The 18,219-nt window shown below is 51.6% G+C and carries 19 protein-coding genes; 3 read left to right on the plus strand and 16 right to left on the minus strand.

Annotated elements, in window-relative coordinates; translation table 11 throughout:
• Positions 1–16: 16 nt before the first annotated feature.
• The 9 genes from hflC to CWE21_RS04040 all read right to left on the minus strand — a co-directional run bounded on the left by hflC (position 17) and on the right by CWE21_RS04040 (position 9,854).
• Entirely contained in the window at positions 17–901 is an 885-nt protein-coding gene (gene hflC, locus CWE21_RS04000) for a protease modulator HflC (protein WP_126833167.1), read from the minus strand.
• Positions 902–904: 3 nt separating this feature from the next.
• Positions 905–2,098, minus strand: coding sequence for an FtsH protease activity modulator HflK (gene hflK / locus CWE21_RS04005; protein ID WP_126833168.1), 1,194 nt, complete (start codon positions 2,096–2,098; stop codon positions 905–907).
• A 54-nt stretch (positions 2,099–2,152) separates the two neighbouring features.
• Positions 2,153–3,448 carry a ribosome rescue GTPase HflX gene (hflX, locus tag CWE21_RS04010; RefSeq protein ID WP_126833169.1) on the minus strand — a complete coding sequence of 432 codons (1,296 nt, stop codon included), beginning with the start codon at positions 3,446–3,448 and terminating at the stop codon, positions 2,153–2,155.
• A 29-nt stretch (positions 3,449–3,477) separates the two neighbouring features.
• Positions 3,478–3,732, minus strand: coding sequence for an RNA chaperone Hfq (gene hfq / locus CWE21_RS04015; protein ID WP_126753540.1), 255 nt, complete (start codon positions 3,730–3,732; stop codon positions 3,478–3,480).
• Positions 3,733–3,900: 168 nt separating this feature from the next.
• A complete protein-coding gene (gene miaA, locus CWE21_RS04020) occupies positions 3,901–4,839 on the minus strand; it encodes a tRNA (adenosine(37)-N6)-dimethylallyltransferase MiaA (protein ID WP_126833170.1) in 939 nt (312 codons plus the stop codon).
• On the minus strand, positions 4,836–6,548 hold the full coding sequence (gene mutL / locus CWE21_RS04025; protein ID WP_126833171.1) for a DNA mismatch repair endonuclease MutL: 1,713 nt from the start codon (positions 6,546–6,548) through the stop codon (positions 4,836–4,838). The genes miaA and mutL overlap by 4 nt, the downstream gene beginning before the upstream one ends.
• 8 nt (positions 6,549–6,556) lie before the next feature.
• A complete protein-coding gene (locus CWE21_RS04030; protein WP_126833172.1) occupies positions 6,557–7,870 on the minus strand; it encodes an N-acetylmuramoyl-L-alanine amidase in 1,314 nt (437 codons plus the stop codon).
• Positions 7,870–8,346 (minus strand): tRNA (adenosine(37)-N6)-threonylcarbamoyltransferase complex ATPase subunit type 1 TsaE, encoded by a 477-nt coding sequence (tsaE, locus tag CWE21_RS04035; RefSeq protein ID WP_126833173.1) that lies wholly within the window; start codon positions 8,344–8,346, stop codon positions 7,870–7,872. The genes CWE21_RS04030 and tsaE overlap by 1 nt, the downstream gene beginning before the upstream one ends.
• On the minus strand, positions 8,343–9,854 hold the full coding sequence (locus tag CWE21_RS04040; RefSeq protein WP_126833174.1) for an NAD(P)H-hydrate dehydratase: 1,512 nt from the start codon (positions 9,852–9,854) through the stop codon (positions 8,343–8,345). The genes tsaE and CWE21_RS04040 overlap by 4 nt, the downstream gene beginning before the upstream one ends.
• 64 nt (positions 9,855–9,918) lie before the next feature.
• Here CWE21_RS04040 and queG point away from each other — a divergent pair, with 64 nt between their 5' ends.
• Complete coding sequence (gene queG / locus CWE21_RS04045; protein ID WP_126833175.1) at positions 9,919–11,034, plus strand: tRNA epoxyqueuosine(34) reductase QueG; 1,116 nt, start codon at positions 9,919–9,921, stop codon at positions 11,032–11,034.
• Positions 11,035–11,047: 13 nt separating this feature from the next.
• Here the strand turns inward: queG and CWE21_RS04050 are convergent, their stop codons facing one another.
• The 5 genes from CWE21_RS04050 to CWE21_RS04070 form a co-directional block, all read right to left on the minus strand.
• Positions 11,048–11,638 carry a DUF1415 domain-containing protein gene (locus CWE21_RS04050; RefSeq protein ID WP_198675053.1) on the minus strand — a complete coding sequence of 197 codons (591 nt, stop codon included), beginning with the start codon at positions 11,636–11,638 and terminating at the stop codon, positions 11,048–11,050.
• A 46-nt stretch (positions 11,639–11,684) separates the two neighbouring features.
• Positions 11,685–12,599, minus strand: a complete 915-nt coding sequence (locus CWE21_RS04055; protein WP_126833176.1) for a M14 family metallopeptidase — start codon at positions 12,597–12,599, stop codon at positions 11,685–11,687.
• A gap of 98 nt (positions 12,600–12,697) precedes the next feature.
• Positions 12,698–13,954: an MgtC/SapB family protein gene (locus CWE21_RS04060; RefSeq protein WP_126833177.1), complete on the minus strand. Its 1,257-nt coding sequence runs from the start codon at positions 13,952–13,954 to the stop codon at positions 12,698–12,700.
• A 3-nt stretch (positions 13,955–13,957) separates the two neighbouring features.
• Positions 13,958–14,377 (minus strand): MAPEG family protein, encoded by a 420-nt coding sequence (locus CWE21_RS04065; protein WP_126833178.1) that lies wholly within the window; start codon positions 14,375–14,377, stop codon positions 13,958–13,960.
• A gap of 24 nt (positions 14,378–14,401) precedes the next feature.
• Positions 14,402–14,623 carry a YheV family putative zinc ribbon protein gene (locus tag CWE21_RS04070; RefSeq protein ID WP_126833179.1) on the minus strand — a complete coding sequence of 74 codons (222 nt, stop codon included), beginning with the start codon at positions 14,621–14,623 and terminating at the stop codon, positions 14,402–14,404.
• Positions 14,624–14,692: 69 nt separating this feature from the next.
• On the opposite strand from CWE21_RS04070, the gene CWE21_RS04075 reads away from it, so the two are divergent.
• Both CWE21_RS04075 and CWE21_RS04080 read left to right on the plus strand, forming a co-directional pair.
• Entirely contained in the window at positions 14,693–16,588 is a 1,896-nt protein-coding gene (locus tag CWE21_RS04075; protein ID WP_126833180.1) for an ATP-binding cassette domain-containing protein, read from the plus strand.
• Entirely contained in the window at positions 16,588–16,821 is a 234-nt protein-coding gene (locus tag CWE21_RS04080; protein ID WP_126833181.1) for a YheU family protein, read from the plus strand. Before CWE21_RS04075 ends, CWE21_RS04080 begins: the two co-directional genes overlap by 1 nt.
• Here the strand turns inward: CWE21_RS04080 and cysQ are convergent.
• Positions 16,778–17,629: a 3'(2'),5'-bisphosphate nucleotidase CysQ gene (gene cysQ / locus CWE21_RS04085; RefSeq protein WP_126833182.1), complete on the minus strand. Its 852-nt coding sequence runs from the start codon at positions 17,627–17,629 to the stop codon at positions 16,778–16,780. The genes CWE21_RS04080 and cysQ overlap by 44 nt on opposite strands.
• Positions 17,626–18,174, minus strand: a complete 549-nt coding sequence (nudE, locus tag CWE21_RS04090; protein WP_126833183.1) for an ADP compounds hydrolase NudE — start codon at positions 18,172–18,174, stop codon at positions 17,626–17,628. The genes cysQ and nudE overlap by 4 nt, the downstream gene beginning before the upstream one ends.
• Positions 18,175–18,219 lie beyond the last annotated feature (45 nt).

Genomic DNA, 18,219 nt, shown 5'->3' on the forward strand with positions numbered 1-18,219 from the left:
CGGGGCCGGCTCTCGATTAACTTCCTGAAATGCTCTTCAGGTACTTGAAGAAATCGCTATCGGGCTCGAGAACGATCACATCATTACCCTTCGCAAAACTCGTCTCATAAGCTTGAAGGCTGCGCAAGAACTGGAAGAATTCCGGATCTTGTTGATAGGCTTCAGCGTAGATACCTGCTGCTTCTGCGTTACCTTCACCGCGGATTTGGCGCGATTGACGCTCTGCATCGGCAAGCATAACCGTAACACGGGCATCGACGTCTGCGCGAATGAACTCAGCCTGCTCACGACCTTCTGAACGGTGCTCACGAGCAACTGCTTCTCGCTCGGCGCGCATACGCTGGAAGATCGACTGGCTGACTTCGGTCGGCAAGTTGATCTGCATCACGCGTACATCGATAACTTCAATACCCAGCTCCTGTGCACTGTCGGCGCCACGAATCAAAGCTTCACGCATCAAGTTATCGCGCTCACCTGAGACAATTTCCTTGATGGTGCGACTACCGAACTCGGCACGCAGGCCACTGTTCACACGTCGCGTTAACAATGCTTCTGCTTGTGCTTGGTTACCGCCGTTGGTCGACAGGTAATAAGTAGCAAAGTCTGAAATGCGCCACTTCACGTAGGTATCTACGATAAGGTCTTTCTTCTCGCTTGTTACAAAGCGGTCCGGGTCGCCGTCAAGGGTTTTGAAACGAGCATCTAGTCGCTTCACTTGCTCAATGAGCGGCAATTTGAAATGAAGACCCGGTTCGTAGACCGTCGGCATACCGGTATCAGCATCACGCTGTACTTTACCAAATTGAATCACGATCGCCCGTTCACCTTCGTTCACCACAAATAGTGAGCTGAAGCCGAGGATAACGGCGATGATTACAAGTACTGCAATTAAGTTTTTCATAGCTTAGCCTCGACCTCCGTCGTACCGATCACTGGTGCGGCCGGTTGAATTCGTTGATGTCCCCTGACGGCTACTGTTATTGCGCGTCGAGTTACTTGAGGTTGAGTTTTGTCCTTCGTTACCTGACATGCTCGGTGCGCTGTCGGTATTGCGACGTTGCTGTTCAAGGATCTTGTCGAGCGGTAGATACATCATGTTGTTGCTACCTTCGACGTCGACCATCACTTTCGCAGTGTTGGCATAGATCTTTTCGAGCGTTTCGAGATACAAGCGGTCACGGGTAACTTCTGGTGCTTTCTTGTATTGCGGCAACAATTCGTTAAAACGCGCGACTTCACCCTGCGCTTTCAACACCTGCTCTTCGCGATAGGCTTGCGCTTCTTGGAGTACACGGCGTACTTGACCACGCGCTAGCGGCTCGACTTCACGTGCGTAAGCTTCGGCTTCACGAATGAAGCGTTGCTCGTCCTCTTGTGCAGCGATGGCATCGTCAAACGCATCTTTTACAGCTTCTGGTGGCCGCGCTGGCAACAGGTTAATGTCAACGATTTGGATACCAAGCTGATAAGGTGCGATGATATTTTCCAGTAATTCAAGGGTGTTGGTGCGAACATTTTCACGACCGACGGTGAGCACTTCATCCATCGTAGTGTGGCCAACGACATAACGCAGTGCACTATCCGTCGCTTGGGCAAGACTGTTATCGGCATTCTCAACGGCATACAAATAATCGCGTGGGTTGATAATGCGATACTGCACGTCAAGCTCGACATGCACGACGTTCTCGTCTTGGGTCAACATAAAACCTTCAGACTGGAACTGGCGTACGTTGCTCACGTCAACGGTTTCCACGCTATCGATAAAGACTGGACGCCAATGCAGACCAGACTCAACGAGGTTGTGGAAGTTACCAAACCGCAAGACAACGCCGCGCTCTGCTTCTTTTACGGTATAAAAGCCGGCAATAAACCAAACGACTACTAACAACACAGCAATGATGCCGAAGCCTTTGCTTGGGAAACCGCCACCAGAAGATGACGAACCGCCGCCTTTTTTACCTGAGCCGCCGATACCAAATTTGCTTAAAAGATTGCGTACCGCTTCATCAAGATCCGGTGGACCTTGATCGCGACCGCCTTGGTTTTTCCATGGATCACGGTCGTTATTGTTACCGTTTCCCGGTTGATTCCAGGCCATTGACTACTCCAACTGTAGGTCGAACTATAAATGAATTTTGTCGTCTTTAATGAGCTATTCTACAAAGCCTTGCAAACTATCGCCATACTCATCGGCAACTTGTTTGCATAAACGTTGCCAATCGACCGCTGACATGCGCACTTTTAATGCCAGTGCGCCATCGTCACAGGCGGCTTCTTCAGTGACGCTATTCAAAGCGTAGAGTCGCCCTCGTAACTTGCCCATCGACGGCGGAATTTTAAGCGCAACGTTAACCATGGCGGGTCGTAACCGTTGCTCCAGCGCTTGTTTCAGTAACTCAACACCCTCGCCGGTTTGCGCCGACAGCCAGACCCGAATCGGTTGGTTCTGATCGTCGTAATCAATCCGCGCTTCGCCCGCATCAATGCGGTCGATTTTGTTACAAATTAATAATTGCGGCACTTCATCTGCGCCAATCTCATGCAATACTTCGGTGACCTGCTCAACATTCTCTTGTTGGCGCTCATCACTTATATCGATAACGTGCAGCAAAAGATCAGCGTCTTGGGTCTCTTGTAAAGTTGCCTTGAATGCAGCTACCAGTTCATGTGGTAGATGCCGAATAAAGCCTACGGTGTCGGCCAAAATAATCGGGCCCACGTCAGGGAGCTCGAGCTTACGCAAAGTTGGATCGAGCGTTGCAAACAATTGGTCAGCAGCGTAGACATCCGACTCAGTAATGCGATTAAACAAGGTCGATTTGCCAGCGTTAGTATAGCCAACCAGCGATACTGTTGGTATTTCAGCTCGTTGCCGCGCACGGCGACCTTGTTCACGTTGCTTTTGTACCTTTTGCAAGCGCCCTAAAATATTTTTAATCCGTCCACGAATCAAACGACGGTCGGTTTCCAGCTGCGTTTCACCTGGACCCCGTAAGCCGATACCACCTTTTTGCCGCTCCAAGTGTGTCCAGCCCCGCACAAGACGCGTCGAAATGTGTCGCAACTGCGCCAGTTCGACCTGCAACTTACCTTCATGGGTGCGTGCCCGCTGGGCAAAAATGTCCAAGATGAGTCCGGTGCGATCAAGCACGCGACACTGACAGAGCTTTTCTAAGTTACGCTCTTGGGTAGGTGACAAACTGTGATTAAAAATGACAATGTTGGCGTTATGCAACTTCACGGCTTCAGCGATTTCTTCCGCTTTACCGCTACCAACAAAAAACCGCGAACTCGGTGTCGAGCGCGCGGCAGTGACCACCGCTAGCGTCTCTACGCCTGCGGAGGAAACAAGTAATTTGAGTTCAGAGAGGTCTTCCCGATCGTTTTCAGCCGGGAAATCAACGTGCACCAGGATAGCCTGTTCACCACTTTCAAACCTATCAAACAAGCTACCACTGCTCCTTCAAGAATCTTAGGTTAGTCAATCGCCTCATCACCCGCCGCTTCTTGCTGCGGCAAGTAGTTTTGCGGAATTCGCGCCGGTACTACGGTCGAAATCGCATGTTTATAAACCATCTGACTGACTGTATTTTTCAGCAAGATAACAAACTGATCGAACGATTCAATTTGCCCCTGCAACTTAATACCATTTACCAAATAGATAGATACCGGTACGCGCTCCCGACGCAAAGCATTCAAAAACGGGTCTTGTAAAGTTTGCCCTTTAGCCATTTTCGCATCCTTTTTCTTTTTATTGTTTTAGTCCGGCAGCTTACTACAGACCACAGATGCCAGTCCGCTCTACTATAGTCTAACGTTTTTCAATTACCAGCTGCGCTGATGTTGTTTTTCGAACTTACCTTAACTATAAGGCCTAATTGCCCGCTTTCAAGGTTTGTATTAGGTAAAGTTTTGCTGCGCTTCGCCGCAGTAGCCCAACACTTGCTCGACAAGGTCCGGAGCCAAGCTATCGAACCAGCGAACATCATGCCATTTGCGTAACCAGGTCAGTTGCCGTTTGGCCAACTGGCGGGTCGCAAAAATGCCCTTATCAACCATGGTCTCGTAATCGATATCGCCGTCTAAATATTGCCATGCTTGACGATAACCAACGCTCCGTAGTGCTGGTAAATCAAGATGCAAGTCACCACGTTCACGCAACGCTTTGACCTCATCTAGAAAGCCTTGTTCCAACATTTGCCGAAAACGCAATGCGATACGCTCGTGCAGAACTTTTCGATCAAGCGGTGCTACAGCGATTTGCACCGCCGGATAGGGCAAGGCTCCACTGCGGGTTTGACTAAGCTCAGTTAATGACCTGCCACTAATTTCGTAAACCTCTAGCGCACGAATGAGTCGCTGGGGGTCATTTGGGTGAATACGCGCAGCACTCGTGGGGTCTATACGGCTGAGCTCGGTATGCAAGGCCTCGCTGCCTTCGTCGTTGAGCCGCTGCGTCAATTTTTCACGCACCGCAGGATCAGCCTCCGGCAGCTTCGACATACCTTCCAATAGGGTTTTGAAGTACATCATCGTACCCCCCACCAACAAGGGAATACGACCCGCAGCAAGAATCGACTCGATTTCGCGCCGCGCATCGAGGGCAAATTGCGCTGCTGAATAGCGCTCACCGGGATCACAAATATCAATTAACCGATGCGGGGCTCGGGCAAGTTCCGCGGCTGTCGGTTTCGCAGTACCAATATCCATACCACGATAAATTAAGGCCGAATCAACCGAGATAATATCAGCGCCCAGTTGCTGACTTAACTCAATCGCCAGTCCTGTTTTTCCGGCTGCGGTTGGGCCATAAAGACAAATCACATAGGGCTGGCTCATCGTAGCGACTCCGGTAGTTCAGGTAGATCGACCGCAAGTGTGTAAGCTCGACTTGAGCTTAACTGTTGCTGCCAAACCTGCCACCAGTGCTCAGCTTGTACCTGGCTGTAAAATTGGTTGAGTTGTAAGCGCGCGAACCATTGCCAAAACTCAAGTGGTGGTTCAACGCTTTGCTCCAACATTTCAATGACCGTCTCAAGGCTCTTGCTGATGTCACTATGGCGCAGTGCGCTCGGTACTTGCTTTACCTGCCAATGACGGCCCTCTTGCGCTAATAATAGGCCCAATTGAGCAAGTCGTGATGACTCAATTTTTTCGATGCGCTCCACGAGCTCAGGATTCGTCAATTTCACCGGAATCAACAAAGGTTGCCCAGCTAGGCCGACTTGAAACTGTTGTTGCCACTTTACGGCATTTGCCTGTTGTTCGACCGCTTGTAAATTGAGAAGTGCGAGCGGTTCTACTCCACCCACCTCATGAGCTTGTTCCTTAATCAGTGCGAATCTACCGGCCAGCACCGTTATGACGCGCGCCTCGTCTGTCGCTTCCCGCGTCGCCATCGGCGGGCTGATGGGGTGGCTTGATTCCGTCGGCACGCCGTGTTTCGCAGGCTGTAGCCCGGGCAAGGGTGAATTTGAGCGCGGTTGCAGCTCCGCGACTTGTTGCCGCAATCTTTCCGGCGCAGCTTGATAGTGGTGCGCTGCGCTTACGTTGTGCTGCGTCCGCAAGCCTTCGCGCACTGTTTGTAAGACAAAGTCATGGATCTGTCGCGCATGATGAAAGCGCACCTCATGTTTGGCTGGGTGCACATTCACGTCGACGTCTTGCGGCGGCAGCTCTAAGTACAAAACAAATGTCGCAGAGCGGTCATCGTTCAGGCTATCACCGTAGGCTTGGCGAATGGCGTGATTCAGCATTCGGTCGCGCATCATGCGGCCGTTCACATAAAAATATTGGGCGTCACCCTGATGGCGGCATTGCTCAGCCGCAACGACCCAGCCCCATAACCGCACACCCAAATGTTCCGCCTCAATAAAGCTTGCATGGTCGGTAAAGCTGCTGCCAATGACCTTGGCGATGCGTTGTAGTGCGTCCGCATGAGTCACTGCCGGATAGTTACGCACGGTTTTTTGGTTATGATTGAGAACAATACGCACATCATAGCGGCTCAGGGCAATGCGCTTCAGCAGATCGTCAATGTGCGTGAATTCCGTTTTATCCGTGCGCAAAAACTTACGCCGTGCGGGCGTGTTGAAGAACAGGTCCTCGACATCAACGGTAGTGCCATCGGGATGACTTGCCGGCGCCAGCTCGGCACTCATGTCACGCCCTTCAACCCAAGCGCGCCAAGCTTGCGCTTGCGCGGCTGGTTTTGAGGTAAGAGTTAACCGCGCCACTGAGCTAATACTCGCTAGCGCTTCCCCACGGAAACCGAGACTTTGAATCGCCTCAAGATCTGCCAGTGAGCGGATCTTGCTGGTCGCGTGACGCGCCAGCGCGAGTGCGAGCTCATCTTTCACAATACCCGCACCATTATCGCGAATACGGATGCGCCGGCGTCCCCCTTTTTCGATATCGATAATGAGCTGATCTGCACCGGCGTCGAGACTGTTTTCAATGAGCTCCTTCACCACTGATGCGGGACGCTCGATGACCTCGCCTGCGGCGATTTGGTTTGCCAGGCTAATCGGGAGTAACTGTATGGGCATGGCTAAACCTATTCGGGACTCGGGATTTCGAGCACTTGGCCAATTTGAATGACCGAACTGTTTAAATTATTCCGCGCTTTAATGGCCGCGATAGAAGTGTTATAGCGCTGCGCTAGGATCGATAATGACTCACCCGAACGCACGACATGACGACTGGCACGGTTGTTTGCAAACATGGTGCCATCCGGTGGACGACGCATAAAGTAACTGCGCACCCCCTGATATATCGCTCGTGCGAGCTTTTGTTGGTGTTGATTACTACGCAACAATTGTTCTTCAGTGGGATTCGTAATAAACCCAGTTTCCACCAACATCGACGGCATCGCCGTTGAGGTAAGTACTGCTAAGCTAGCGTGTTGGGGTTTCGACTTGTGCATGCGAGTGATCTGTTTTAGCTCACGCAACACATCGTTGGCTGCTTCGTAGCCACTTGCCATGGCATGATCCATGCTCATCGAGATCAGCGTCTCGTTGAGAAAGTTGTCCTCGTTCTCAACCGCTGGCACACCGCCGAGTACGTCTGAAAGGCGTTCTTTGTTCTCCAACAAGCGACCCATTTCGGTGCTTGCGCGACGATTCGATAATACCCAAATCGATGCACCGCGCGGCTGCGGAGATGTAAAACCGTCGGCATGCACTGATACCAACAGATCGGCTTTAATGCGCTCGGCCTTACGCGGGCGCTCATTCAAATTGATATAGTAATCATCGCTACGAATAAGGTATGCCTGCATACCTGGGTCGTCGTTAATCATTTTCGCGAGGGCGCGCGCGACTTTTAACACCACATCTTTTTCATAGGTACCCGAAGGTCCAATTGAGCCGGGGTCCTCACCACCATGACCGGCATCTATCGCTATCGTCACTTTGCGCTCTTGCAAGTCGTCTGCACTTAACGCTGCGGCATCGCGTTTTAACGAAGCTCCCGGTAGGTCTACCACCAAACGATGCCCGTGCATCTGTTGCGGCGGTAAAACTTGAATCACTGGGTCAACTTGCTTATCGAGCTCAAGCACGATGCGCGTGCTACCAGGCAGCTTAGGTGTGCTGGTTCGAATCTTACTGAGTAGCAGCGACTTTGACTCAAGCTGCTCGAGGTTCACGTTCAGTTCGGTACTTGGGAAGTCGATGACGAGACGATACGGATGCGATTGATTAAGTGAAAAGTAGCTATACTCTGGTGCACCAGCCATGTCAAAGACCACTCGGGTGTTATCTGGCGACGGCCACATCCGAATGTTTTTGATTGTATTTGCCGCTTGCACGGGTAGCACAAAAGCCACCAACACCAGCGTCATGACCTTAGCAAAAAAACGTTGCATTAGAGTGTTTCGAGGAGCTCTCGACCTCGTGTAGTTAGCGCACCTATTGTCATATCACGTGCTTCATCAGCATAGGCGATGACAATCTTAAGATCTGGCTCTGGTAGCACGCCTTTTCCGCGTTGCGGCCACTCCGCCAGAATTATTGTATTACTGTCAAGGTAATCACGAATGCCCATAAATTCAAGTTCTTCAGGATCAGCCAAGCGGTACAAGTCAAAGTGATGCACCTGCCAAGGCGTCAAGTCATAACTCTCAACCAAGGTATACGTCGGGCTTTTCACTTTCCCTGCATGTCCGAGAGCTTGAATAAAACCCCGACTAAAGGTCGTTTTACCAGCACCCAGCTCACCGATTAAATGAATCGTTAGTGGCGCTTCACCCTCACTTTTCTTTTCTTTTACCGCATTTGCAAGACGCGTGGCCAAGGCCAATAGGTCGCCTTCTGACGCCAAGAAAAACTGCTTTTCACTCATGGATTAACTAACTTCCGTAACGGCCCAAATAAATCACTCGGTAGTGTACCACGTTCCCCTGCAATTGCAGCGTGCTCACCTGCTACCGCATGCAACCAGGTCGCAACTGGCAACACTGCCTCAGCAGGCAAACCCTGCCCCACGAGGCTACCAACGATACCGCTCAGCACATCGCCTGCGCCCCCTACGGCCAGCGCAGGACTGCCACGCTGACAAATTCTCAAGCGCTGTGCATCGGCATGAGCCATCAGCGAACCCGCCCCCTTCAACACAACAAACGCCTGAAAACGATGACTTAATTCTTCGACCGCAGCATAACGATCTTGTTCCACATCGCGGGTTTCACATTCGAGTAGACGTGCAGCTTCGCCCGGATGTGGCGTCAGCCATAAAGAAGCGGAGCGCGGCAACCAAGCGTTATGCTGACTCAGTAAGTTCAAGCCATCGGCGTCGAGCACTACAGGGAGGTCACTTGCTAATACCCATTTGCACAAACGCTCAGCCCAAGCACTGGTACCTAAACCGGGTCCCATCACCACCACATCACAACCGTTGAGCAAGGCCATGACTTGTTCGCGCGTTTCGGCTTGGGTTTGTTTCACCATAAATTCAGGTTGTGCGCTGGCGATAATCGCCTGACTTTCCGGTTGTGTCAGGATTGAAACTTTACCCGCACCAGAACGTAGCGCTGCTTGGCCGGCGAGCACTGCCGCCCCAGTCATGCCGAGACTTCCGCCGATAATAAGCACGTGCCCATGTCGACCTTTATGACTGCTACGCTGCCGCGGCGGCAAGTGGCGTGCGACCTCTTCTTGTTCGATGAGCGTGGCGAACGGGCGCTCTAATTGGCGAAAAGCCGCCGCAATACCAAGTTCGGCAAGCTCTAAGCGCCCCGCAAAATGTCCACCCTGGCCAGTCAAAAGTCCTGGCTTCCAGGCAATAAAGGTCACCGTATAGTCCGCCTCCACGGCTATCGGACAAGGCATACCGGTATCGCTTTGCAGCCCCGTCGGACAGTCGATACTCATCACCCATAATTTGTGAAAGCCCTTGGCATCATTAAGCGTTTCCACGACGCGGGCATACAACGGGTCCAAATCACGTGTTAATCCTGTTCCCAGCAGGGCATCAACAATGACATCTTGTTCAGCGAGATGCGTGCGATCGAGTTCTTCCAGCGGCTCAACTTGACCCTGCTGATCGCGCCACGCTTGCGCGGCTTGTTGAGCTAACTCGGTTTTTGCTTCACCGGCCACAACGGTAACTTTATAACCCACACGACTGGCGAGACGCGCAAGTACCCAGCCATCGCCGCCATTGTTTCCCGGACCACACAAAATCATGACGCGGGCGGGCGCCGGATGCTCTCGCTCGAGTGCAGCCAAACAGCTCTGAGCGGCACGCTGCATCAGTTGCGAGGGACTCACCCCAAGGTTCTTCGCTGCTTCTAATTCACGCTCACGAACTTGTTTGGTACGAAAGACCAACTGCTGCATACTTAATTGCATCGGTGCATCTCCACTGTTTTTTTGTTATTTTTGAGCACTCGCCTGTAAGCATAAGACGAATTACATGGATTTCCAGCAACTTGCGTTAGATATCAAAAAATGGGGCCAAGAACTTGGCTTTCAAAAGGTCGGTATCACCGATCTTGATCTAAGTAGTGAACGCGCTGCGCTGCAACAGTGGCTGGATGCTGGCATGCATGGCGAAATGGACTATATGGAGCGTCACGCCGAGCTAAGGACCCGTCCCGACCAGCTCCATGAGGGCAGCGTGCGTGCTATTTCGGTGCGGATGAATTACTTGCCCGCCGAAGCTGGCTTTGCGAAAACCCTGAAAAACCCACGCCTAGGCTACATCAGTCGTTATGCCCTAGGGCGCGACTACCACAAGCTTATGCGTAAACGTCTGAAGCAATTAGGCGAGCGGATTAAAGCGGCCTGCGCAGACTTGGACTATCGGCCCTTCGTCGACTCCGCGCCTATTCTCGAACGCCCTCTTGCAGTTAAAGCAGGATTAGGTTGGACCGGAAAGCATACGCTTGTGCTGGATGAGCAAGGCGGCTCTTGGTTTTTCTTAGGCGAATTATTGGTAAACCTGCCGCTACCCGTTGACGAGCCGGTCGAAGAAAAATGCGGTAGCTGCAAAGCTTGTATCACCATCTGCCCAACCCAAGCCATTGTCGAACCTTATAAACTCGACGCACGCCGCTGTATTTCATACCTGACGATTGAATTGAAGTCGGCGATACCGGAAGAATACCGTCCACTTATGGGCAACCGTATCTACGGCTGTGATGATTGTCAGCTGATCTGTCCTTGGAACCGTTATTCGCAACTCACCGCAGAGGACGATTTTGCCCCGCGTAAAGATCTTCATGCTCCAGAACTCCTCGAATTGTGGAGCTGGGACGAAGAGACCTTTCTGAAGCGTACCGAGGGCTCTCCCATCCGTCGCATCGGCTTTGCCTCTTGGCAGCGTAATTTGGCTGTGGCGCTGGGCAATGCACCACATGACCCAACGATTATCGAGGCGCTACAGATGCAACGCGGCAATGTGAATGACATGGTAGATGAGCATATCGACTGGGCGTTGCAGCGCCAGCATAATAAAGCGGCCACCACCACCAAACAGTTGCTTCGCCTAACGCGAGCTATTGAAAAAGGCTTGCCGCGCGACGCTTAATTGGATGGCCTACCTAATCGCGTTGCTGCAAACGCTGTAATAGGTCACGAAAGTAATCTGCGCCCTGCTCGTCTGCCACTTCGATATTGCGCTCGGGGATGGTTTCAGGATTGGGATAGCGTGCAAGCACCTTTTCTAAACTCTCCTCTCTTAACAGGTGTAAAACAGGGAAAGGGGCTCGATTGGTATAGTTGCTGACATCGTCCGCCGCCGTATCAGCGAATTGATAGTCGGGATGGAAACTAGCGATTTGCAAAACACCTTCAAGGTTAAACTCACGCAAAGTAAGCTGCGCATAGTCGAGTAAATCGAGGTAGTCCTCGAAGTCTGTAAAGCCTTTACCAAGCACCAGCAACGTCGTTTCGATGTGATCATTTTCGAGCAACTCTTGCATCGCACTAGCCAAGTCGGTGAGCGCAACCTCAACCGTTTGTGCGGCACTTTCGCGGTAAACAACCCGTTGCTTTTCGACTTCGCGGTGCGCAAAGGGGCAAAAATTGAGGCCTATGACCACTTCTGCAACCCATTGCTGCACCGCGCTGCAGGCCGGACTTAATTCGCTGGTGGCGGTGTGCCCCTGACTAGGTCGCGATAAATCTTCCACTGTCCGTCCTCTTTCTTCCAGCTCACACTGCCCGCACAAATGCAAATTAGAGCGCTTTAGCAGCGTACTCTAGAGCTCCTTTTATCGCCGCTACCTGTGCATCAACGCATTCGACTGGATTGGTGTTGGCGCTATCTGGGTAGACCTCGGTCGTGGTTACGAAACGCGCGTCAGTAAGCCCCATGCACAAGCCTAAACCTTTGCCGTCGTATTCAATCACCCCTTCTTGCACCATTGGGGCGCCGATTAAGCAGCCATCTTCGTCTGCCGGAGCGATATGCGTGACTGGCTTGACGGTTTCAATAATTGCACGCTGGAAATCGGGCTCTGAGCGTTGACTATCAGCCACTAAATAAAAGCCATCAGGAATGTTCCAGTTAGTATTGACGGTACCGTCGCGTGCCGCTTTGGCCGGACGGAATTCGCTGTTGTCGGTGTCTGTTGTTTCGTGCAAATCAATATGCACATCAGGCGCAAGCTTATGTTGATTCAAGTAGGTCATAATCAAGGCACATTCTTGCGCTGGGCTGTTCGCTTTGAACGAACGGTTCGGATCAATAGCGTCGGGGTTCCAACGGTTGATCGTCTCGTAACCCCAAGGACTCAAACAAGGGGCGACGATAATATTGAAACGTGCTAAGTGATTGACCGCCTCGGTTTCAAGAAAATACAAGGCTCCATGTACGCCGCTCGTTTCGTAACCATGTACCCCGCCAGTAACTAATACCGTCGGCAACTCTGCACGCCACTTGCGACTGCGCACTACGAACAATGGATAAGAATTACCCGCGTAGTTCAACTCACCGTAGGTTTCCACATCGAACTGTTCACGCAAGTGATCGATACGGCGTATCACATCATTTTCATAGTCACGCTGTTTGGTTTGCTGCGCGTACCATTCTTGCTTTTCTGCTTCGCCCCATGGCTTTCCTTGGGTACCGATTGGATAATCTTGGCTCATATTGCTTACCGCTCCTTTTTGCAGGTTCGCTAACGCTCAAACTGTGGCGCTATAGTCTAGGCGATTTCAGCTAAAGCCTCCAGTACTCGCGTCTGTACTTACAATTGCACCCACCAAATGAACCAGCCGGCAGCCAGTGCGCAACCAGCAATAGCGCCGCTGGCGAGGCGCATATTTGGATGGCCTAAAGTCGCCACAAGCCCAACCTTCACTGCGGTATTGACACTGGCAGCAAGCAATATCGCGGGCACCGCTACCGTATTCGAAAGACCATTACCGGACATCTTGGCCAGCGAGAGCGTGATAGCATCGACATCAGTCAAACCGGAAATGGCTGCTACGGCATAGATACCAAGCGCATCAAAATATTCATGGGCATAGTGAGCAAGGATAAGAATCACCACAAGGAGCGCAGCAAACTTGAGTGCTGTGACAATATCAAACGGGTTGTCGATACCAATATGCACCGCCTTGGCCCCTTGCCGTGCGCGTCGAATTAGGTAGAACACACCCACATAGGTCACCAACATCATCGCCGTCAGTGGCCAGAACAAGCTGCGTAATAACTCTTGGTTAAGCACGGCGACTTCGAGAAGCATACGCGGGAACATGGTCCCTGCAGCAAGTAAAATCGCAGCTACGAGTAATTTATGGCCCTGTTGTTGCACCTTACCGATTCGACTCAAACTCAGTGTTACTGCGGTTGACGAAGCCAAGCCCCCAAGGAGCCCCGTTAATAAAATACCTCGGTGGCTACCGAGGACTTTAATGGCAAAATAACCAACAAACGAGATGCCGGTAATCAGTACCACCATCCAGCCAACCAAGTACGGATTGATAACATTGCCAGGGCCAATACCCTCATTAGGTAGCAATGGCAATAACACCACACTAATTAGCAACATCTGCAGAATCGCAAATAATTCACGCTGCTGTAGGCGTTCCAACCAACCGTGCAAGAGGGGTTTCAAACTCAGTAAGAAGGCCGCAATAACGGCGGCAGGTACGGCGATCTCAACCAAGCCGATGGCACATAATGACCCCAATAGGAAGGTCAGCAGCAACGCGAGCTCGGTAGTGATACCAAAATCGGACGTTTGTCGCGCTTCGAGCAAATGTGCGACAACAACTAATGCGGTGATACTAAAGAAAACAGCAACCCACAACACCAACACAAAAGTTTCGGGTAGAACATGCGTTAGCAGCGGCAATAATCCGCCTAACAGGCTGGTTATAGCGAAGGTTCGCAGGCCAGCAAACCGCTGGCCTTCACTTTTGTCGCGCTGGCTCCAGCCGCGCTCGAGGCCGATGATGAGACCCACTGCGAGCGCATAAGCGAGCGCAAGAAAGTCCATGCACTAGGCCCACAAAGCCATAGCGCACTGCACTAATACGGCGATGTTCGCCACCGCACCTAGCACAAAGAACCAACTCCGCGGGCTCGGGTTCTTTTCGGTCGCTATCGCATAGTAGAGCACCATGTGCAGAATTCGCGCCAGTGCGAATAACATGACCCAATAACCAAACCACACTGAATCTAGGCCAATAAACATGCCTAAAAACACGGTGAACAAAAACATCGGGACATTTTCGAGCGAGTTCATAAACGTACGGTGGGTACGAAACACGAGTGAATCATGGCTAATATCTTCCGGCACCTTACCCGGTATCGCACCAGGTTGTTTGGCTTTCACTGCGGCAGCGGTTGCCCACTGCACCAATAATGTAGCGATAATTATCCAAATTCCGGTGAGTACGACAGGATCATAGGTGTTCATAGCTGTTCCCTTATTCGAGTGTGATTATTCGGGTTTAAATAAGCCGATCAACGTATCGTCGTTGTTTGTCGCTTGTTGTTTGGGTTCTTCTTTATCTTTAAACGTATGCTGACAGGCCACACACTGCACCTGTTCTTCACGCACATTCCCCTCTGGGTCAGTACTGATGGTTAGCTGCAATGTATCTGCAGCACCGCAAGCTGGGCATTCAGCGCCAGCAATAAATCGTTTCCGTGTGCGTGCCATATTCACCTCGTGTTGCTTCAGGTATAATTGTCGCAGATTCAAAGATCAACACCAAGCACAAGGTTCTGCATGATTTCTATCCGCGGCATGGCGCTAATGCGCGGCGGCAACGTCCTGCTCCAAAATACTGACATTACGATTTTCCCCGGCCATCACGTTGGCGTAGTGGGACGTAATGGCACCGGCAAGTCCTCGTTATTTGAGTTGCTGCGCGGCGAATTGCAAGTCGAGCAAGGTGACTGTGAGGTCCCCAAACAATGGCGTATTGCCAGCGTCAAACAAGAAACGCCCGGCCTTGATCAAGCAGCCTTAGATTATGTGCTTGATGGTGATACTGAACTGCGGGCGTTGGAAGATCAATTGAAACAAGCGGAAGCTGCAGATGATGGCCACGCCATCGGGCGTCTGCACGACCAGTTAGCAACAATTGGTGCTTACGAGGCCCCAGCTCGGGCCGCTTCATTACTGGCGGGACTCGGCTTTAGTGACGCACAATTCCAGCAGCCCGTGAAGGCCTTTTCGGGTGGTTGGCGCATGCGCTTAAACCTTGCCCAGGCATTGATTGCGCGTGCGGACTTGTTATTGCTCGACGAACCGACGAACCACTTAGACGTCGACGCTATTTTTTGGCTGGAAGATTGGCTACAAAGGTTTCCAGGAACCCTGCTGCTGATTTCGCATGACCGCGATTTCCTCGATGCGGTCTGCCAACAGATTGTTCACATTGAACAGCAAACTGCGACGTCCTACAGCGGAAACTACTCAAGCTTCGAGCGACAGTACGCTGAACAAATTGCCCAGCAACAAGCGCAGTTTGAGAAAGAACAAGCGCAGCGTAAGCATTTACAAAAGTACATCGACCGTTTTCGTTACAAAGCTAGCAAGGCACGGCAAGCACAAAGCCGCATCAAAGCCCTAGAACGGCTAACTGCAAGTGCTCCTTTGGTAGCAAATAGCCAGTTTCAGTTCCAGTTTCGGCCCCCCGAACAACTGCCAAACCCACTCCTTACCCTCGATAATGTGCAGGCGGGTTATGGTGACACGGTGATTCTGCAATCCATTAAATTCAATTTGGTACCCGGCAGCCGTATTGGCCTGTTGGGGCGAAATGGTGCCGGTAAATCAACCCTAGTCAAGCTGCTTGCCGGTGAAATTAAACCACAAAAAGGCACCTTAGAACTTAACTCCGGAATCAAGCTGGGCTACTTTGCGCAACATCAATTAGAGCTGTTGGATAGTAACGCGACCCCACTTCAGCATATCCAACGTCTTGATGCGCAGGCCACAGAACAACAATTACGTGACTTTCTGGGCAGCTTTGGTTTTTCCGGTGATCAAGCCACGCGGCTGGTCGCGCCCATGTCGGGCGGCGAGAAAGCACGCTTGGTTTTAGCCATAATCGTGTATCAAAAGCCCAACCTACTCTTGCTCGATGAGCCGACCAACCACCTTGATTCCGTCATGCGAGAAGCCTTGGTCTATGCCTTGCAAGACTTTGAAGGCGCTATGGTGATTGTTTCCCACGATCGGCACCTGTTGCGCACGACGGTTGACGAATTCTTCTTAGTTGCCGATGCCCAAGTGCAACCATTCGACGGCGACCTTGATGCCTACCATGAGTGGTTACAAAGCCAACAGAAAGCCCCTGCAGAAACACAAGAAAGTCCATCATCGCCGAAAGTTGACCGCAAAGCGGAAAAGCGCGAAGCGGCTGAGCGACGCCAACGCCTCAAGCCATTTAAAGATGCGGTCGCAAAATACGAAAAAGAAGTCCACAAACATGAGCAAGCACTGGCTGAAATTAACGCTAAGCTTGCCGACAATAGTTTGTACGAAGCTGAGAACAAGCCCAAACTCACCGAGCTATTGCAGCAGCAGGCCAAACTCCAACAAGCGCTGGGACAAGCGGAAGAACAGTGGATGGAGGCAGAAGAAAATTTGCAGTCAGTAGAGGCGGAAGACTAATGCAGATCCCATGGCAACAACTTGACGAAGCGACCCTCGAGGCAATCATTGAAGCCTTTGTTTTGCGCGAAGGCACTGATTATGGTTTAGATGAAAAGTCCCTCAACGAGAAGGTTGAAGACGTACGCGACCAACTTCGCAGCGGCGAAGCAATTTTGGTGTGGTCGGAATTACATGAAACCGTGAATATCATGCCTCGGGCGGATTTTCAGGATGCCCCCGATGACGAATGAACACGTCCTGCCACGGCACTTTAGGATCGCCTAGTATCAGGAAGTTGGGATTGCCTAATTCGACTTCTTCATTGTAGGTCAGCGGCTTAAAGGCTTCACTGACAATACTGCCGCCAGCTTCGCCCACAATCACATCGGCCGCCGCTGTATCCCATTCGCCGGTTGGCCCGACGCGTAAAAAACAATCCGCTTGCCCTTCCGCTATCAGACAGGCTTTTAAGGAACAACTGCCAGCCGGCAGCGTGCTTAGGTCGCGGTCGGGATTCATGCGTTGCATCACCCGTTCACGGGGTTGGCGACGACTAATAGCGAGGATGACAGGGTCCGTTGCAGGCTGCCGCAGTTGCCGCACCTGTAATCGCTGCTCACCGTTAATATCACGCCGAAAAGCTCCTGCCCCACGCTGCGCAAGATAAAGCTTGTCGCCCGCAGGCCAATAGATGACACCTAAATGCGGTTGATGTTTTTCAACCAAGGCAATAACCACGGTAAAGTCGCCACTGCGTGCAATGAACTCTTGCGTACCGTCAATCGGATCGATTAACCAATAACGTTGCCACTTTTGGCGTTCCGCAAGACTCAGATGCGCTCCCTCTTCCGAGAGTATAGGTATATCAGGTGTGAGCTCGGTTAATTTTTCAGTAATCAAGCGATGCGCCGCATAGTCAGCGCTAGTTACCGGAGACTCATCAGCCTTTTCATAGGTGGCGTAAGCCTGTTCTTCGTAGAGCTCCATAATCAAGTCGCCGGCGCTTTGCGCGATACGCGCGGCGCCTTCAAGTAATTCTGTGTACTCTTTGGGGCTCACTTTTCTAATTCCCTCAAGGTCATTAACAGCGCCGCAATGCTTCGCGCTTCAGTAAAATCCTCTTGCGCCAACAGCGCTTCAGCCTTGCTTAAGAGCCATGGCACTTGCTCAAGTGGCTCCGGCTCATCCCCTTCCAACTTCTCTGGGTAGAGGTCCCGCGCGATAAAAATATGCATGGTCGCTGAGAAAAATTGTGGCGCCATAGTTACACTTTTCAGTGGCGTCAGTTCCCGAGCACCAAAACCGATTTCCTCTTTGAGTTCTCGGATGGCGGCCTGCTCTGGCGTTTCACCTGGATCAATGAGGCCTTTGGGAAAACCCAATTGGTAATTATGTAAGCCAGCGGCGTACTCACGCACCAGCATAATTTGCTCGTCATCAATAAACGGCACAATCATCACTGCGCCACGACCGCTGCTCTGCATACGTTCAAACTGCCGCTCCACGCCATTACTGAACTTCAAATCCACCGCCTCAATGCGCAACAGGCGACTACGAGCTACAATTTGACGTTGTAGGATTTCAGGAATTGGTTTTCGGGCCATGCTTTACCGCCAACGAAATGTTTTCTGGAAATAGCCGGAATAAGC

It is taken from the genome of Pseudidiomarina aquimaris (assembly GCF_003987395.1).
GTDB classification, from domain to species: domain Bacteria; phylum Pseudomonadota; class Gammaproteobacteria; order Enterobacterales; family Alteromonadaceae; genus Pseudidiomarina; species Pseudidiomarina aquimaris.

Coding starts and splice junctions, on each gene's coding strand:
- CWE21_RS04055 (WP_126833176.1), bottom strand. CDS start 12,599: ATGAGCCAAGATTATCCAATCGGTACCCAAGGAAAGCCATGGGGCGAA.
- hflC (WP_126833167.1), bottom strand. CDS start 901: ATGAAAAACTTAATTGCAGTACTTGTAATCATCGCCGTTATCCTCGGC.
- nudE (WP_126833183.1), bottom strand. CDS start 18,174: ATGGCCCGAAAACCAATTCCTGAAATCCTACAACGTCAAATTGTAGCT.
- CWE21_RS04060 (WP_126833177.1), bottom strand. CDS start 13,954: ATGGACTTTCTTGCGCTCGCTTATGCGCTCGCAGTGGGTCTCATCATC.
- tsaE (WP_126833173.1), bottom strand. CDS start 8,346: ATGAGTGAAAAGCAGTTTTTCTTGGCGTCAGAAGGCGACCTATTGGCC.
- CWE21_RS04075 (WP_126833180.1), top strand. CDS start 14,693: ATGATTTCTATCCGCGGCATGGCGCTAATGCGCGGCGGCAACGTCCTG.
- queG (WP_126833175.1), top strand. CDS start 9,919: ATGGATTTCCAGCAACTTGCGTTAGATATCAAAAAATGGGGCCAAGAA.
- hfq (WP_126753540.1), bottom strand. CDS start 3,732: ATGGCTAAAGGGCAAACTTTACAAGACCCGTTTTTGAATGCTTTGCGT.
- CWE21_RS04070 (WP_126833179.1), bottom strand. CDS start 14,623: ATGGCACGCACACGGAAACGATTTATTGCTGGCGCTGAATGCCCAGCT.
- CWE21_RS04065 (WP_126833178.1), bottom strand. CDS start 14,377: ATGAACACCTATGATCCTGTCGTACTCACCGGAATTTGGATAATTATC.
- CWE21_RS04040 (WP_126833174.1), bottom strand. CDS start 9,854: ATGCAATTAAGTATGCAGCAGTTGGTCTTTCGTACCAAACAAGTTCGT.
- mutL (WP_126833171.1), bottom strand. CDS start 6,548: ATGCCCATACAGTTACTCCCGATTAGCCTGGCAAACCAAATCGCCGCA.
- miaA (WP_126833170.1), bottom strand. CDS start 4,839: ATGAGCCAGCCCTATGTGATTTGTCTTTATGGCCCAACCGCAGCCGGA.
- CWE21_RS04030 (WP_126833172.1), bottom strand. CDS start 7,870: ATGCAACGTTTTTTTGCTAAGGTCATGACGCTGGTGTTGGTGGCTTTT.
- CWE21_RS04080 (WP_126833181.1), top strand. CDS start 16,588: ATGCAGATCCCATGGCAACAACTTGACGAAGCGACCCTCGAGGCAATC.
- hflK (WP_126833168.1), bottom strand. CDS start 2,098: ATGGCCTGGAATCAACCGGGAAACGGTAACAATAACGACCGTGATCCA.